The organism is Fluviibacter sp. (assembly GCF_057744235.1).
In genome coordinates this window covers 36492-51155 of the sequence record NZ_JBIJFP010000004.1, presented here as the reverse complement: position 1 = coordinate 51155, position 14664 = coordinate 36492, and the positions used below count along the sequence as shown (strand labels likewise).

The window sequence follows — 14664 nt, the reverse complement described above, 5'->3', positions numbered from 1 at the left end:
CGTTTTCGACAATACCTAGAGGATACCGGAAGCCCCATGCAAAAGGGCGGCCTAAGCCGCCCTTTTGCATGTGCCTTGACGCCTTAGCGTGGCAGCAGTGACGAGCCCATCAGGAACTGATCCACTTCACGCGCACACTGACGGCCTTCGCGGATCGCCCAGACCACCAGCGACTGGCCACGACGCACATCGCCTGCAGCAAACACCTTGGCGACATTGGTCTTGTAACAACCTTCGCCATCCGTGGTTGCCTTGGCATTCTGGCGTGCATCTTTCTCCACACCAAATGCATCAAGCAGGCCACCCACCGGATTGGTAAAGCCCATGGCCAGGAATGCAGCATCACACGGGAGTTCGAATTCCGAACCGGCTACTTCGGTCATCTTGCCGCCTTGCCAATCCAGACGGACTGCCTTCAGCGCCTTGACGTTACCCTTGCCATCGGTTACAAACTCTTTAGTCGCAACAGCAAAGTCACGGCTACAGCCTTCATCATGCGAAGTCGACGTGCGCAGCTTGATCGGCCAGTACGGCCAGACCAACGGCTTATGTTCTTGCTCTGGCGGCATCGGCATCAGTTCGAACTGGGTCACCGACGCAGCGCCGTGACGATTCGACGTACCCACACAGTCAGAACCCGTATCGCCACCACCGATCACGATCACGTGCTTACCCTTAACGTTGATCGGATTCGCTTTGCCTTGCTGAACTTCCTTGTTTTGCGGAATCAGGAATTCCAGTGCAGCATAAACACCCGTGAGTTCACGACCCGGAACCGGCAGATCACGCGGCACTTCCGAACCCGCGGCCAAAATCACCGCATCAAAATCTTTTTGCAACTGCTCGGCAGATACAAAGCTTTCAGCATCATTGTTGATGCCGGCCGGCAGTTCTCTTGAACCCACTAGCACTTTGGTCTTGAAGGTCACGCCTTCGGCTTCAAGCTGGGTCACGCGACGATCAATCATCGCTTTTTCCATCTTGAAGTCAGGAATGCCATAACCCAGCAAACCACCAATGCGATCGCTCTTCTCGAACACGGTTACGTCGTGGCCCACGCGCGCCAGCTGCTGAGCAGCAGCCAGACCAGCCGGGCCCGAGCCAATGATGGCCACACGCTTGCCGGTTTTGGTAGTTGCCGGTTGTGGCACAACCCAACCCGATGCCCAGGCCTTGTCGATGATGGCACGCTCAATAGACTTAATGCCTACCGGCAGCACATTGATGCCCAGCGTACAGGCCGCTTCGCACGGTGCAGGGCAAATACGACCGGTAAACTCCGGGAAGTTGTTGGTCGAGTGCAGGACATCAATCGCTTCGCGCCATTTGCCGTGGTATACCAGATCATTCCAATCCGGAATGATGTTGTTGACCGGGCAACCGTTATTACAGAATGGAATGCCGCAATCCATACAACGTGCGCCCTGTTGCTTTGCCGATGCATCATCTAGCGCAGCCACAAACTCACGGTAATGTTTTTTACGGGCGTCCGGTTTTTCGTAAGTCTCACTCAGTCGCTCGAACTCGAGGAATCCAGTCGGCTTTCCCATTACACAGCCTCCTTCACCTTAGCGTTTTTCTTGATGTCATCCAGGGCGCGACGATACTCGTGCGGCATCACCTTGATGAACTTGGCGCGATGCTTGTCCCACTGATCAAGCATGCTCTTGGCGTGTTGCGAACCAGTCCACTCGACGTGCTTGGCAATCAGCTCTTTGAGCAGATCTTCATCGCGCATCGTGAGGTGGCGCAGATCCACGGCGCCGTACTCGGTATCTTCACCGAACTCTGATGCATCGGCTGCAGCACGCTCAGCGGGCAGCGGCTCAAGTGCGACTTGCGCCATATTACAACGGCTGGCGAATTTGCCATCGACGTCATAGACGTAAGCAAAACCGCCCGACATACCCGCACCGAAGTTGCGGCCTGTCTCACCCAGCACAACCACCGTACCACCGGTCATGTACTCACAACCATGGTCACCCACGCCTTCGACAACAGCCGTTGCACCGGAGTTACGAACGGCAAAGCGTTCGCCACCCACACCACTGAAATAGGCTTCACCATCGGTAGCACCATAGAGCACGGTGTTGCCAACGATGATGTTGTCTTGCGTTTCGCCACGGAAAGCCGCTGGCGGACGAACCACAATACGACCGCCCGAGAGACCCTTACCGACATAGTCGTTACCTTCGCCTTCGAGGACAAAGTTCACGCCCTTGGCCAGGAAGGCACCAAAACTCTGGCCTGCGGTACCGTGCAGACGAATCGTTAACGTACCATCAGGCAAGCCTGCACCGCCATGACGCTTGGCGATCTCGCCCGACAACATGGCGCCCGCACTGCGGTTCAGGTTGCGGATCGGGAAGTCCAGCGTTTGCTTTTCTTTGCGACCGATGGCCGGTTGCGCGGCACGAATCAGTTCGTGATCAAGCGCGCGCTCCAGGCCATGGTCTTGTGTTTCAGCGTGACGGATCGCCACTTCTTCCGGAACTGCCGGCATGTGGAAAATCTTGGAGAAATCCAGACCCTTGGCCTTCCAGTGTTCAATACCGGCACGGGTATCGAGCAGATCTGCACGACCCACCAGATCATCAAAGCGGCTAATACCCATCGTGGCCATCAGCTTGCGCACTTCTTCCGCGATAAAGAAGAAGAAGTTGACCACGTGTTCTGGCTGACCGCTAAAGCGCTTGCGCAGTTCAGGGTCTTGCGTTGCCACACCTACCGGACAGGTGTTCAGGTGACACTTACGCATCATGATGCAACCGGTCACCACCAGCGGCGCTGTTGCGAAACCGAATTCATCAGCACCCAGCAGCGCGCCGATAACGACGTCACGACCGGTCTTCAGTTGACCATCCGTTTGCAGGCGGACACGGCCGCGCAGGCGGTTGAGGACCAGCGTTTGCTGGGCTTCGGCCAAACCGAGTTCCCATGGGGCACCACAATGCTTCACCGACGAAATCGGAGATGCACCGGTACCGCCGTCATGGCCAGCAACCACAATGTGATCAGCCTTGGCTTTGGCGACACCGGCAGCAACTGTACCCACACCCACTTCTGCCACCAGTTTCACAGACACCGAAGCCACCGGATTGGTGTTCTTCAGATCGTGAATCAGTTGTGCCAGATCTTCGATCGAGTAAATGTCGTGATGGGGTGGTGGCGAAATCAGACCAACGCCCGGCACCGAGTGACGTAAGAAGCCGATGTATTCGCTGACCTTGTGACCTGGCAGTTGGCCGCCTTCACCCGGCTTGGCACCTTGTGCCATCTTGATCTGGATCTGATCCGAGTTGGCCAGGTATTCAGCCGTGACACCGAAACGGCCCGAAGCGACCTGCTTGATCGAAGAGCGCAGCGAATCGCCCGCCTTCAGTTCCAGATCGGCTTCAATACGTCCCTTGCCGATAATATCGGACAGCTTTTCGCCCGCCTTAACCTTGCGGAAACGGTTTGCATCTTCACCGCCTTCACCCGTATTCGACTTACCGCCGATACGGTTCATGGCGACAGCCAGCGTGGTGTGCGCTTCAGTCGAAATCGAACCCAGCGACATGGCACCCGTAGCAAAGCGCTTAACGATTTCGCTCGCAGGCTCTACTTCGTCGATGCTGATCGACGGACCCGCTGGCTTGATCTCGAACAGACCACGCAGCGTCATGTGACGCTTGGTCTGATCATTAATGATCTTAGCGTATTCTTCGTAGGTTTCGAACTTACCCGAACGTGTCGAATGCTGCAGCTTGGCAATGGCATCCGGTGTCCACATGTGCTCTTCGCCACGGACACGGTAAGCATATTCACCACCGGTTTCCAGCAGATTCGCCAGAACAGGATCGTGCTCGAAGGCACTCTGATGAACGCGCAGCGCTTCATCCGCCACTTGTTCCAGACCGATACCTTCCACCTGAGTGGCGGTACCTGCAAAGTAGTCGCCGACAAATTGTGACGACAGGCCGATGGCTTCAAAAATCTGGGCGCCGTTATACGATTGGTACGTTGAAATACCCATCTTCGACATCACCTTACGCAGACCCTTGTTCACGGCCTTGATGTAACGCTTACCCGCCTCGTAGGCCGATAGTTCGCCCGGCAGATCGCCGGCAACCGCTGCAATGGTGTCAAAAGCCAGCCATGGACATACGGCTTCTGCGCCGTAACCGGCGAGCAGTGCAAAGTGGTGCACTTCACGCACCGAACCGGAATCCACGACCAGACCAGTCGATGTGCGCAGGCCGGTCTTGACCAGATGCTGATGGACCGCGCTGGTAGCCAGCAGGGCTGGAATTGGCGCACGCTGACGATCAACATTGCGATCCGACAGGATCAACACGTTATAACCTTCACCCACACTGGCTTCGGCACGGGCACACAGCGCGTCTAGCGCAGCCTGACAACCATCGGTACCTTCGCTCGCCGGGAAGGTGATGTCCAGCACCAGCGCACGGAACTTGCCATTGGTGAGTTTGTCGATCTGACGCAGTTTGGCCAGATCAGCCGACGACAGCACAGGCTGCTCGACTTCCAGACGCAGCGGCGGCTCTTCACCGGCCTTGACCTCGATACCCAGCAGATTCGGACGCGGACCAATGAACGACATCGTCGACATGACGATTTCTTCACGGATCGGGTCGATCGGCGGGTTGGTCACCTGGGCAAACAACTGCTTGAAGTAGTTGTAGAGCGGCTTATTCTTGTCCGACAGCACTGGCAACGGGCTGTCATTACCCATGGAGCCGGTGGCTTCTTCTGCATTGCTGGCCATAGGCGCCAGAATGAACTTGATGTCTTCCTGGGTATAGCCGAATGCCTGTTGCGTATGCAGCAGCGACTCACGCAGACCTTCGCTATCTTCCACTTCCGGCAGCGTATGCAGATGCTGACGGCTCTTCTCGATCCACTGACGATACGGACGTGCGGTCGAGATGCTCTTCTTCAGTTCTTCATCATCAACGATGCGGCCTTGCTCCAGGTCGATGAGGAACATCTTGCCCGGTTGCAGACGCCATTTCTTGTTCACTTCTTCCTGCGGGAAGGTCAGCACGCCCATTTCAGAGGCGAGCATGACGATGCCATCATCGGTGATCTGATAACGAGCCGGACGCAGACCATTACGGTCCAGCGTGGCGCCGATCATGCGACCATCGGTGAAAGCCACGGCGGCAGGGCCGTCCCACGGCTCCATCATGGCAGCGTTGTATTCGTAGAAGGCACGGCGCTCTTCGTCCATCAGCGGGTTTTCAGCCCAGGCTTCCGGAATCAGCATCATCATGGCTTGCGGCATCGAGTAGCCACCCATGACCAGCAGTTCGAGGGCGTTATCGAAACAGGCCGAGTCAGACTGACCTTCAACGATCAGTGGCCACAGCTTGTCCAGATCTTCAGCCAGCCAATCAGAGGCCATGGCCTTCTGGCGGGCGCGCATCCAGTTGACGTTGCCGCGCACGGTGTTGATTTCGCCGTTATGGGCGATCATGCGGAACGGGTGTGCCAGATCCCAGGTTGGGAAGGTATTGGTCGAGAAACGCTGATGAACCAGTGCAATGGCCGAAACCAGACCCGGATCCTGCAGATCCAGGAAGTAGGCGCCAACCTGATTAGCCAGCAGCATGCCCTTGTAAACCATGGTGCGCGACGATAGCGACGGTAGATAGAACTGCTTGCCATCTTCGAGCTTCAGTTTGCGTACCGCATGTTCGGCGCGCTTACGCACCACAAACAGCTTACGTTCGAAAGCATCCTGATCTTTCAGCGATTCCGGACGACCAATAAAGACCTGACGGGTCACTGGCTCCAGATCACGGGCTGCTTGCGCCAGAATCGAGGTGTCCACCGGCACATCGCGCCAGCCGAGGAATTCCAGACCTTCTTCATGAATAATGCGGGCCAGCACAGATTCACAAGCCTTGCGGCCAGTGACCGATTGCGGCAGAAACACATTGCCCACCGCATAGTGACCAACCGGTGGCAGACGCAGACCCTGCTTGGCGCGTTCTGCGCGCAGGAAGGCATCCGGCAACTGAATCAGAATCCCGGCGCCATCGCCGAGCATGGGGTCATAACCTGTAGCGCCACGATGTTCGAGGTTTTCCAGGATCAGCAGACCCTTCTCGACGATATCGTGACTCTTCTCATTCTTAATGTGCGCAACAAAACCGACGCCGCAGGCATCGCGTTCGTTCACCGGGTTATATAAACCCTGACGCTCAGGTACTCCCATGTACTTATCCTTCTATCAATCCATGAACCCGCCGGCAAACCGGCGACGCACAAAAGTGATCTTTATTTGGGCGCAATGCACCAAAATGAACCGGCCAATATACGCCCAAACCCCCTTCCAATTCAAGACGCTGCAGCGCAAAAACCGGCAATTTCCGGAATTTTTTAGGAGGAAACGTTCCAAAGACGCACAAAAGCCACACGGTGATACGCAATGACCGTGCCAAAATGTGCCTTAGCGCAATTTCTTACCCCTCTGCCCCCCAGAACGGGATTACTGGCAGGTGGGCGGTACGTCCATCGCGTTCGGGTCCGATGCCAGGCCGGCACGGATCGCCGCCAGAATGGCATTATCATCGGCATCCGCCGACATCACCGCCTGGCCGATCGCCTGTAACAACACCAGACGCAACACGCCGGCGCTGACTTTCTTGTCGTGGCGCATCAGCTCCAGATAGCGTTCAGCAGAAGCCTCGGGCGAATCACCCAGCCACGGACCAGCGACCGGCAAACCCACACGAACAAACAGCGCCCGCATCCGCTCGATGGCGACAGCATCGAGCCAGCCCAGCGCCTGCGACAACCAGGCCGCCATCATGGTGCCTGCTGCAACAGCCTCACCATGCAGCCAACTGCCGTAGCCCATACCCGTTTCAATGGCGTGACCAAAGGTATGCCCCAGGTTCAACAGTGCCCGTTCGCCAGCTTCGCGCTCGTCGCGAGCAACCACCTCCGCCTTGTGCGCACACGATTGATACACCGCCTGAGCCAGCAGCGCCTTATCGCGGTGCATTAACCCTTCGGCATGCTGTTCCAGCCAGCTGAAAAACGCGGCGTCACGAATCAGACCATATTTGATCACTTCCGACATACCGGCCGCCATTTCACGCGGCGGCAAGGTATCCAGCGTATCCAGATCGGCCAGCACCAGCTTGGGCTGGTAAAAAGCGCCGATCATGTTCTTACCCAGCGGGTGATTGATGGCGGTTTTACCGCCGACCGATGAATCCACCTGCGAGAGCAGTGTCGTCGGCACCTGGATAAACGGCGCGCCACGCTGATAGCAAGCCGCTGCAAAACCCACGAGATCCCCGATCACACCACCACCCAACGCGATCAGCGTGGTGCCACGCTCGCAACGGTTTTCCAGTAACGCGTCGAAAACCGTGTTTAGCGTTTCCCACGATTTGTATTCTTCGCCATCCGGTAGAACAACGGAGAAGGCCGGACAGCCCAACTCGGCCAGCATCGCCATCACCTTGTCTAGGTATAACGGTGCCACCGTCGTATTGGTAATGACGACAGCGCCGGTTTTCGGGTTCAGATGTGGGCGCCACAGCTCGGCATTGCCCAACAGGCCGCAACCGATGTGAATGGGGTAGCTGCGCTCGTCGAGTGCAACCGTCAGTGTCTGATGTGTCGTCATGATCGTATTTTATGTGCGCTAGCGGTCAATACGTGTGATTTCCGCAAGAATGGCCTGAACCACCTGCTGCGGGGCACCACGGCCGGTTTCTACAATAGCGTGCGCCACCTCTCGATAGAGTGGGTCCCTAACGGCATGTAACTGCCGGAGGCGGGTTAGCGGGTCTTCCACATTCAGCAACGGGCGACTTCGGTCATGCTTGGTGCGTTCGGCCAGCAGCTCGGGACGTGCATTAAGGTACACCACAAAACCATGGTTTCGCAGCGCTTCCCGATTTTCCGGGCGCAGCACAATGCCGCCGCCCGTGCTTAACACCAGGCCCTGCTCCTGCGTCAGATCGGTCAGTACTTCCTGTTCACGACGGCGAAAACCATCTTCACCCTCAATCTCGAAAATCACGGGAATTGTCACGCCATTGCGCTTTTCGATCTCGTGATCGGTATCAACAAAGCGCTTGCTCAGGCGGCGTGCCAGCAGCCGGCCAACCGTGGACTTACCCGCGCCCATCAGGCCAACCAGGTAGATATTCTCAGGCATTGCAATAGTCATACGTCAACGCTCAAACCAGCGACATCAAGGCCCGGTCGAACCGCCCGCAACAATTTGTGGCGAGATAAACACCAGCAGCTCACGCCGCTGCTCTGTTGTTGACCGGTACTTGAAAAAGGAACCAATAAAAGGGAGGTCTCCGAGAAAGGGAACCTGGGTAACGAGATTATCCACTTTCTTGATGAAAACGCCGCCAATCGACACAATGCCACCATCCTCCACCAGGACATCGGTGGTCACGACGGTACTTTTGATCGGCGGATTGGTTGACCCCGGGATCAATTGCATCGCGGCGTAGTCCGGCTCTTCCTTGCGCACCACCAACTTGAGACGGATCTTGCCATCCGGCGTAATTTGCGGCGTCACTTCCAGCGACAGGACGGCCTTCTTGAACTCTACTGTCGGAATGGTCGTACCGCCCGTTTGCGCGGTCGACAGATAGGGAATTTCCGTACCATCCTCGATCACGGCTTTGACGTTATCTCCCGTCACCACTTTGGGGCTGGAAATAATCTTGCCCCGCCCATCGGATTCCAGCGCCGAGATCTCCACATTCAAAATACGGGACCCGGTTGGGCTCAACAGCGCAAAGGCCATCGTGCCCGCCGCAGCTCGAGTCGTCGGCAGATTGACCGCGCCAAGAGTCTGATTCACCGAGAAGGGTTGTCCATTGACGCTATTCAGCGTCTGATAGGTTGGGGTTGTGCCACTGCCCGGAACCAAACGATTGTAATTTAAAGCCTGGCCGGCCTGTGTTGGCGGCACATATTGTCCGCCACCGATCTGCAAGCCACCCCCGCCCATACGGACGGTATCCAATGCGCCGAGACGCACACCCAGTTCTTCATTGAAGGTTTCGTTGGCTTCAACGATGCGCGCCTCTATAAGCACCTGGCGAATCGGTTGGTCCACCGTATGGATTAATTTCGCGATCTCGCCCAGCTTGAGTGCCGTGTCATTCACAAACAGGGTATTGGTACGCGAATCGGTACTGGCTTTGCCGCGCACCGTTAATTGTTCCCGGACCAGCTTTTCCAGATCAATCGCCTGCGCAAAGCGCAATTTGAAGGCCTCCTGGCGCAACGGGCCGATGGTTTGCGTCTGTTGCTGCATCTCCATCTGAAGACGTTCCTGTTCTGCTGCTTCGGCTTTGGGCCGCACAATCATGATGCCATCTTCCTGCTTGGCAATCAGCCCACGCTGTTGCAGAATGGCCTGAAAGACTTCGGCAGCAGGCACCTGATTCATGACAATGGTCACCTGCCCTTTGACCGCATCGCTCGCCACAATGTTGATACCAAGTTCACGTCCGATAAATGAAAGCACCTGCCGCACATCACCGTTCTGGATATCTACGCTGATTTTCTGCCCGAGCAGTTTTGCCGGGGCCTGCGCCCAGAGTACGGAACCGCATAGCAGAGAGAGCAGGCCGATGCCGACTCGGCGAGCTAACCGCCGGCCATCACACAAACGTTTCATCTTACAAACTCCGTTGATTGAATTTCATCCGCTGTTCTCGACCATCGTCTTGCCGAAGCAGGATGCCTTCCCCGGAGATCGACAGCACCTCGAACCGCTCACTTCCTAGAAAATCACCCATATGCAGATCGACATACCGCACACCATCCGAGATCAAAGCAACGCTTCGGCCCTGCTTTCTTAAAAGCACGATAAGACGCAGAGATTCGATAGACGCCTCCGGAAAGCGCACAGGCTGCGCACCATGGTTTGACGTCACTGCGTCGTTTCGGCTTTGCAGAGCAGTCTTGGGTGAAAAAGGATCCGCCGCACCCGTAGCGTTGTAGGCAACCGGTTCAGTATCAATCACATTGTTTAACACCGGGATCGACACAGCCAAACCCGGCGTCAGCCTCTGGATTTCAATCCATGCCCGTGCCGCGTGATCGCCAGAGTCCCAACATCCAATGAGCAGCGCAATCATGCAGAAACCTACGGCCCTTTGTCCCAATTTTTTCATGGATTGGTCCCTGGGGATGCGGTATAACGATATGCCTTGAGCAGTGAGGCCAAAACGAGTTGATGTTCATGCTGAGCGGCGGGCACGATTGCCAGATCCACCGTAATCAGGTGTTTCATACGCGACACCTGCTCCATAAACCTCGCCAGCGCGTGATAATCGCCTCTCAACCGTATTTCAATAGGTAGCACGGCATAATAGGCTTGTGACTCTTCTCGCATTGGCCGGAACAGCTCTAAGCTCACGCCGGAAACCTTTGCCGCCTGGCTCAGTAGCGTCAGCACATGTACCGGCTCCAGAGATTCCGGCACGGTATCGAGCAACACACCGAATTGATCAAGGATTAAATCCACCTGACTCTGATAAGCCGGCACGGCATCAATCATCTGTTTCTGACGCAGGTACTTCGCTTCCAGCAGTTGCCGATCATGTTCCAGGGCGCGGAGTTTTCGTGTTGAATCCGATAGCAACAAGAGATCAGCGATACCCAAGACCAGCAGAAACATCCCGAACAAGACCCCTGCGCGTAAAATAGTAGGCCAACTGGCCGGGTCTAACAGCACATCGAACGTCAAATACTCGGACCGTTTCTGGCGAAACCCCTGAAGCAGCAAGAAACACTCTCGAATATCGTAACGCCACCAGGGTTTGCCTGATTTGACCGTTTTTCGCCAATCGCCCATGAATCGCCCGGCATAGGCGCGACGATCTTGGAGCCACCCGTTCAACCAACCGCTCAACCTGACACGGAGTTTGCCAGGCTTGATCACTCAGCATCCTTTGACAACGCGGGCTGTGCACCCTGTAGATTGACCCGGCCATGCATGACAAAGCCGAAGAGTTGCATGGCATCATGTTCAACGATCTGCAACTCTTCCAGCACTAGGTCATAAATATGACGTGACGCGGTCAACCGTTCAAAAAAGTGGGCAACGGCTTCACTGCCGCTAGAACGGCCTTCAATCCGGAAGCTTTCCCCGTTCTCTTCGAGTTTTGTGAAGTACAGGCCGTCCGGTCGACTACCCACAAGATCGGCCATGATCAGCACACTAGTCGTTCGTCGTGCATCTACTCGTTCAAGCACGGCTTTCTTTTCAAGGAGCGATCTATGTTCCGCCAAGACTGCCTGCGCTTTCTTATGGTCGGACATCTGAGCGTGAATTCCATCCGTCAAGGTTTTGTTGAACGCTTCAACGTCATCTATTCGATGCGACTGGATTTGAAATGCCATCAGAATCAATATGCACGCCAACACGGACGTCACGACCAGTTGGCGGCCCAGAATTCGTATGCCCCAATGACGGCGCATTGTTTGATGCGGCAGCAGATTAAACCGCTTATTCATGTCGTTTCACGCAATGCCATACCCAGTGCGCACATCATAGGCACTAAGGGCATTAGCGGTGACATGCTGATGATGGGCAAAAGCTTTTCCGGCTTCAGAAAATATACCGGCCCTGGCCTCATAGATAACAAATGCCCCAGGTTTTCGTCCGCATTCGATGTCTCAAATACCCACAGGTCATAAGGACCTGCATCATCCGAAATACCTGATCGCCTGCAACTGGCCTGAATCTGTTCGAGCAAATCCGCTGTTTGTAACGAATACTGAATCAGATCCAATTCATCCCTAGCGATGAGCAGCACGGGCGAATCTGTTGTCCACAATAGTATGAGCGGATATTCGATCTGCACTTCAGGAGCATGCCTGGTCATCAACCATCGTGCTGCATCATGCAGCGCCTGGACATTGCGATCAATGATCGCCAGCTGGACACCCGCATCTTCGGCCACTAATGTCAGTTCATCAATGAGCTCTCGCCGACAGAACGCAATTCTGATCTGCTCCTGTCCGGACTTCGATGCCAGCCCTACACGCAGGTAATCAGCACACACTTCTTCCGGCGGTACCGGCAGATTAGACACGGCTTCCACGATAGCCAGCTTCATCAGATCGCGGTCTTCCAGTCCAACCGGCACCTCAATCTTTTTTATGAACACATCTCCCACGGGGATACCCAACGCAAGCCGCCGAATGCTGCCACCCCAGCGTTCGAGTAAAGACCTCAGGGTATTTGCATGAGCCTGATCCTGATCCTGCGAGCCTTCATCAGCAGTCAGTTCACCAGATAAAACTTCATAAGCACACTCAACCTGCAAGTTACCCTGTGGATCGCGGCCGATCCGCGCCAGACAAATGGCATCACCTCCCCACCACGCACCCACAATCGCGTGGGGAACACCAAGCAGCCATCGCAGAGGTTGGACTCGCATGTTTAACCCGTGGTTTTTTGCGAGTTTACCAATCATTTATGCGTTTTTTATAATAAAACGCTAATTTATAAATCTCTTACTGTCTCAGACCGCTTTCAAGCAGCCGCGCCGCACCCCGCACCCCGGAACTATCGCCAAACTGCGGCAGTAGCAATTTGGTACGCAACGGCGTCCCTTCTGGCAGAAACACATGGCGCGGCAATTCGGCTTCAAGCCCTGTGATCAACCCCGGGCGTTGAGCCACCCCACCCCCCAGCACCATGGCTGCCGGGTCGCAGGCGTTAATAATGACCGCCAATGCCCGGGCCAATCGTTGGGTATGCAGATCAAGGCTCCGCTGCGCAGGAGCCTGCCCTTGAGTCGCCGCCGCGACCAGAGCACGAACATCAGGGCAGGCGGTGTCTGCAGATCGCCGGCGATAGTCGGCCATCAGAGCCGGGCCCGAAAGCCAGGCCTCGATGCAGCCGTGTTTGCCGCAATAACAGCCTGGGCCGGGCAACTCTTCGGGGCCAGCAACTGGCAGCGGGTTGTGCCCCCATTCCCCGGCCAGGCCATTAGGCCCCTGCAGTAACTGGCCACGGATGACCCACCCACCGCCAACGCCGGTGCCAAGAATCACGCCGAATACTGAATCGTAACCGCGTGCTGCGCCATCGATTGCTTCGGAAAGTGCCAGACAATCGGCATCATTGGCTAATCGGACAGGGCGCTTCAGGATCGCAAGCAAATCAGCCTGCAGCGCTTGCCCATTCAGACAGGTGGAATTGGCATTACGAATCCGGCTATCGGCTGGACTTGCCGACCCAGGGTGGCCCACACCGACCGCAGTACAGCGTTCCCCGAGCGCATGCTCGGCCTGGTAAATCAATGCGCCGATCTGTGCCAGCGTTGCCGGATAATCCCCTTGTGGCGTCGGCAGGCGTTCCCGAAAGCGGAACAAACCCGCAGCATCCAGCACGGCAGCCTCGACTTTGGTCCCACCGAGATCAATGCCGATGTGCATGATCAGTGGGTCACGATGGCCGGTAAATTGTCTTCGGGAAGACGTGCCGTATTGTGGCGCTATTCATCTCAGCCTTCGTTCAGATAGGTACTCAGCGCGTGGTTATACGCCGGGCAGATGGCATTGAGACTGTGAATAGAGATGTTCAGATTGCGGACAATGCCATCCTTGAGGCCGTAGACCATACCGTGGACCGTAATTTCCTGACCACGTGACCAGGCGTCATACATCACCGTGGATTGCGCCAGGTTCAGCACCTGTTCGATGACATTCAACTCGCACAATTTATCGTGACGTTCGGGCTCGGGCGCAGCATCCAGAATAGCCTGGTGCTTTTGCCGGACATCATGGATATGGCGCAGCCAGTTGTCTGCCAGTCCGATACGGACACCATCCAAGGCTGCTTTGACGCCACCGCAGCCATAGTGGCCAACCACCAGGATGTGTTTGACGCGTAGAACCTGCACGGCATACTGCACCACAGAGAGACAGTTGAGGTCACTGTGCACCACCACGTTGGCAATGTTACGGTGCACAAAGACCTCACCGGGTTGCAGCCCCATGATCTGGTTAGCCGGCACACGGGAATCCGAGCAACCGATCCATAGATATTCGGGTTGCTGCAATTTGGCAAGGTCGCTGAAAAACTCGGGAGATTCCGCCTGGACTTTTTCCGACCAGATCCGGTTCTGTTCAAAAAGAGGTTCTAAAACGTGCATGATGTTAATTCTCTGTTTTTATTCACAATAGGGGTGTAAGCGTATTATAAAGGAGCACAAGAAATCGGGAATAACCCGATATCAACCTAGAACAAGACGCTGAGTCACCGGGAGGCATCATGCTCGTTCGCTTTACCTCGCAGGCCACTGCGAATTTGCTCATGTTTGACGATGTGGCTCGCGCCCTGCTTAAAGTGGTGGGGAAATCACCCACCCAGCGCGGCGTCATTACGGTTGCAGAAATGGCACCGGCCCTCTCCCATCTTCTGGCCATGACGGAACAGGAGAAACACCACAAGGAAGGTCGGAGTGCTCAGGAATCGCTCCCCATACCGGATATCGGCATTGAACCCCATGAACTAATCGGACTCTCAGTCCGCGCACAGCCCTTTATCAAGATGCTGGCGCAGGCACAGCGAGAAAAGAAAGAGATCGTGTGGGAAGCGCCTAAGGATTTCCCCGCGCAAAAATGACGAAGCCACCCGCAGGT

Annotated in this window: 12 protein-coding genes; 1 reads left to right on the top strand and 11 read right to left on the bottom strand. The window is 55.8% G+C overall.

The window, feature by feature from the left end:
- Positions 1 to 83: 83 nt before the first annotated feature.
- The 11 genes from AC3GOJ_RS03985 to can all read right to left on the bottom strand — a co-directional run bounded on the left by AC3GOJ_RS03985 (position 84) and on the right by can (position 14174).
- Positions 84 to 1550: a glutamate synthase subunit beta gene (locus tag AC3GOJ_RS03985; RefSeq protein WP_488236175.1), complete on the bottom strand. Its 1467-nt coding sequence runs from the start codon at positions 1548 to 1550 to the stop codon at positions 84 to 86.
- On the bottom strand, positions 1550 to 6226 hold the full coding sequence (gene gltB, locus AC3GOJ_RS03980) for a glutamate synthase large subunit (protein WP_488236174.1): 4677 nt from the start codon (positions 6224 to 6226) through the stop codon (positions 1550 to 1552). Before gltB ends, AC3GOJ_RS03985 begins: the two co-directional genes overlap by 1 nt.
- 273 nt (positions 6227 to 6499) lie before the next feature.
- A complete protein-coding gene (gene aroB, locus AC3GOJ_RS03975) occupies positions 6500 to 7651 on the bottom strand; it encodes a 3-dehydroquinate synthase (RefSeq protein WP_488236173.1) in 1152 nt (383 codons plus the stop codon).
- Positions 7652 to 7669: 18 nt separating this feature from the next.
- Complete coding sequence (locus tag AC3GOJ_RS03970) at positions 7670 to 8200, bottom strand: shikimate kinase (RefSeq protein WP_488236172.1); 531 nt, start codon at positions 8198 to 8200, stop codon at positions 7670 to 7672.
- Between the two features lie 24 nt (positions 8201 to 8224).
- A complete protein-coding gene (locus AC3GOJ_RS03965; RefSeq protein ID WP_488236171.1) occupies positions 8225 to 9679 on the bottom strand; it encodes a type IV pilus secretin PilQ in 1455 nt (484 codons plus the stop codon).
- A gap of 1 nt (position 9680) precedes the next feature.
- On the bottom strand, positions 9681 to 10178 hold the full coding sequence (locus AC3GOJ_RS03960) for a pilus assembly protein PilP (RefSeq protein WP_488236170.1): 498 nt from the start codon (positions 10176 to 10178) through the stop codon (positions 9681 to 9683).
- Positions 10175 to 10906 (bottom strand): type IV pilus inner membrane component PilO, encoded by a 732-nt coding sequence (locus AC3GOJ_RS03955; protein WP_488236169.1) that lies wholly within the window; start codon positions 10904 to 10906, stop codon positions 10175 to 10177. The genes AC3GOJ_RS03960 and AC3GOJ_RS03955 overlap by 4 nt, the downstream gene beginning before the upstream one ends.
- Before the next feature lie 38 nt (positions 10907 to 10944).
- The gene (locus AC3GOJ_RS03950; RefSeq protein ID WP_488236168.1) at positions 10945 to 11523 is read right to left on the bottom strand and encodes a PilN domain-containing protein; all 579 of its coding nucleotides are present in this window, start codon (positions 11521 to 11523) and stop codon (positions 10945 to 10947) included.
- Positions 11520 to 12452 (bottom strand): type IV pilus biogenesis protein PilM, encoded by a 933-nt coding sequence (gene pilM, locus AC3GOJ_RS03945; RefSeq protein ID WP_488236167.1) that lies wholly within the window; start codon positions 12450 to 12452, stop codon positions 11520 to 11522. The genes AC3GOJ_RS03950 and pilM overlap by 4 nt, the downstream gene beginning before the upstream one ends.
- Before the next feature lie 76 nt (positions 12453 to 12528).
- Entirely contained in the window at positions 12529 to 13455 is a 927-nt protein-coding gene (locus tag AC3GOJ_RS03940) for an ROK family protein (protein WP_488236166.1), read from the bottom strand.
- Positions 13456 to 13523: 68 nt separating this feature from the next.
- A complete protein-coding gene (gene can / locus AC3GOJ_RS03935; protein WP_488236165.1) occupies positions 13524 to 14174 on the bottom strand; it encodes a carbonate dehydratase in 651 nt (216 codons plus the stop codon).
- A 119-nt stretch (positions 14175 to 14293) separates the two neighbouring features.
- Here can and AC3GOJ_RS03930 point away from each other — a divergent pair, with 119 nt between their 5' ends.
- Positions 14294 to 14647 carry a DUF1840 domain-containing protein gene (locus tag AC3GOJ_RS03930; RefSeq protein WP_488236164.1) on the top strand — a complete coding sequence of 118 codons (354 nt, stop codon included), beginning with the start codon at positions 14294 to 14296 and terminating at the stop codon, positions 14645 to 14647.
- Positions 14648 to 14664: the final 17 nt, after the last annotated feature.